This window comes from uncultured Legionella sp. (genome assembly GCF_937871865.1).
GTDB lineage: Bacteria > Pseudomonadota > Gammaproteobacteria > Legionellales > Legionellaceae > Legionella.
In genome coordinates this window covers 1-2,971 of the sequence record NZ_CALMPD010000282.1, presented here as the reverse complement: position 1 = coordinate 2,971, position 2,971 = coordinate 1, and the positions used below count along the sequence as shown (strand labels likewise).

The following is a 2,971-nucleotide window of genomic DNA, read 5'->3' as shown; positions in this document are numbered from 1 at the left end:
GATACTCCAAGAAATAATCAGAATACTAACCCAGCAGACAACTTTTTGCGACAAAACCCATCAACGTCATATTCCCTTAATATAATTGGTCTACAATTATTACTAATAGTGTTAAATTATTAATATATGGATAAATTGAACTCATAAAAAGTTTTAATTGTTTGAAAGCATTTAATTTAGAGGATAATTATGATTACGTTGGAACAATCGGGCATAATTAAAGAAGCACTTAATAAGAAGATAGCTAAAAATGAATCAGGAGAACAGAGAAATTTGACCCCTGGTCAGAGTATATTTTTAGCAATAAAGGCGTGTAAAGAAGATGGTGTCGCAAAAGAGATTATCGATGAGCTTAAATCGCTATATCTTAACGGTGTTAGAACAAGTAGTGATAAAGATACGATAACTCAAATAGGCCAACACCTGAATGATAACCATAATTTTTACATAACAACTCGTCATGAAGACATTAATAACGACCCCATACGACGTTATTTTGAAACCCACACTGCCTATCAAATGCTTGAAGACTCAGCCACATCCTTAAAAACTGAAGAACTACGGGAGTTTACAAATAATCTTACGAAAAATTTGTATAAGCATATGCCTATAGAAGATCAGAGGATAATGGAGTACATCTTAGCAGGGGTAATGCACAAATCACTGAACAAATATGAGCAAGAATATGCTGAGATGATAGGGCAACTTAAAAGTCATAATTTTCATGGCTTATCTCCTAAGGCATGCGATAATCTTTGTGAAATCGCAAGAAGCACAATACTTGCTACAAATAACACAATGTTTGATAAACAAATGCCTGCAGATATATATGCAGAAAGTATATTTACTATGGGGATGGATGGCCGAGGTAGAACAGGACGAGGGGATCCTAATAGGGAGGGAAGTTCTTTTAAAGGACTGATTCGTGAAGGAACCCCCTTGCCTGAAGGTGATATTGCCAGATCTACCCAATCACCTTTTTTAAGATCAGCTGATCAGGCAAGTTATATGATCGAATCTCAATGGTCACAGCATTTGTTTTCAAGACAAACCCAAGTGTTTTCTAACGGAATTTCAAGTACAACTTTAGCAACGCTTCGAAATATTCTTATGCAAAAACGCCTAGGTCATGATCATCAAGCTGATGACTTTCAATCTTATATGACAGCTTTTGCCTCCTTAATGGTGTTTAATAGTGGAGGTCACTCACTTTTTGAAATTTTTGAAGTATTTAAATTACCTCAATTGCGAGAAGTGATGATTGAGGCTGGAGTAGATACTCTAATTGACGAAGATACTTTGTTGGATGAGTGGTTATTGAAGGGACAATCAGATGCATTGGATAAAGCATTTGAGGCCAGCAGTAAATATTTTGATGAATTTGGTGCTGAGATAATATTATCGCAAACCAATAGTCCAGCTATAGAAAATAAAAATGGGACTATAGTACATCAGGCTGTTATTGACTTAGATGCAGATAAATTTGCAGAGTTTTTAAAAACAAATGAATTAGAAATAGCAGAGCTAATTGATGAAAAAAATAGCTCACAGTATACAGCTTTTATGGTTGCTGCTCAAATAGGAAAGGTTGATCATGTTAAAATGCTATACGAAGCAGGTGCAAAAGTAACGGAATCTATGCCTCAAAAGGGTAGAAAAATTGGAGTAAGTGCTTTAGAAATTGCAATCAAAAGTGAAAAATTTCCTGTAGTGAAATATTTATTGGAATTGGAAAATGTTCCCGAATTAACAATTAAAAAAGCAGACGAAGGAGACTTGAGAGATAGAGCTCCCTCAGTGTACTATGCTTGCCGGCAAAAGGATGAAAGAATATTAGATAAGATTATTGAAACAAGTGCCAAGGCGCAATCCCCATTGACAGATAAAGACAAAAAATTAGCCCTTGAAGAAACGATACGTTTTGAAAACCAGGAAGGCATGGCATTTTTGCGTGATAAACTTGAAAAAAGCGGCACTAAATTGAGCCTTGGTGAGAAGCAGCATTTATTAGAAGCTGCTGCTGGGCGAGGGAACGTTCAATTATTTAATACTCTTTTGAATTCAAAACTACTTGCCCCTACAGACGAGGTTAATTATTTAGCATTTCTGGATATTGCTTCTGTAAAAAATTATGTGGCAATAATGAAAGAGGTGCTTAGCAATCAATACTCACTAGAAAGTGCTCAGAGTAAAATTCCTCAGTCAAGACTTGATATTATGATGAATCAAGCTCTTCAATATCAGCATTTTGATATGGCTGTACTTGCTATTTTGTATGGAGCAAATCCTGCTAAGATGCCAATTGATAAAAATGCTGTTAGCTTTGCAGAGTATCTTAAAAAAGCGCCTGAAAAATTTGATGCATTCTTGACTGATAAAGATAAACTCATTATTGATAAGAGGACTGTAGCATTACAACAAATTCATTATGGAACAAGTAGTTTTGGCGAAAAACTTTTGAATTTACTTTGTAAATTCTTGTCAATTTTACCTGGAGTAAATCTTGGAACCTATTATGACAAGAGAAAAGAAGCAGTGACTCGTATTACGTATCAGGTGTTAACGAATGTTCCCCAAACTAATGCTGATCTTGGATTAGAAGAGAAAAAATCATCAAGTGAATACGATCAGTATAAGAATAAGAGCAGGCCATATGTTGATAACAGCCGGTATAGCTTATTTGGTAGTGGTAAAAAAACAGATCCCAGCGATGCTCAAGATACGCATAAAGACGAATATGGCTTAGGTTATGATAAGGCTCGGTTAATTGATAAAACAAAAGAAATGAGATCTTCTATAATAAATATTGTAGATCCCAATAAAATTGAAGATGAAAATGAATATAGTTTTACTGAGAACTCCCCCAAATTTAAAGGGCTGGTTTAACTGGTTTTGTCGCAAAAATTACACCAGGCGTAAACGTGACATAATCTTAATGCTGGTCAGATGGTACTTGGCCTATTCATTGAGT

Annotated in this window: 1 protein-coding gene; it reads left to right on the top strand. The window is 35.1% G+C overall.

The annotated features are described in order from the left end of the window. Nucleotides 1–189: 189 nt before the first annotated feature. Complete coding sequence (locus tag Q0495_RS15170) at nt 190–2,886, top strand: ankyrin repeat domain-containing protein (RefSeq protein ID WP_298627782.1); 2,697 nt, start codon at nt 190–192, stop codon at nt 2,884–2,886. Nucleotides 2,887–2,971: the final 85 nt, after the last annotated feature.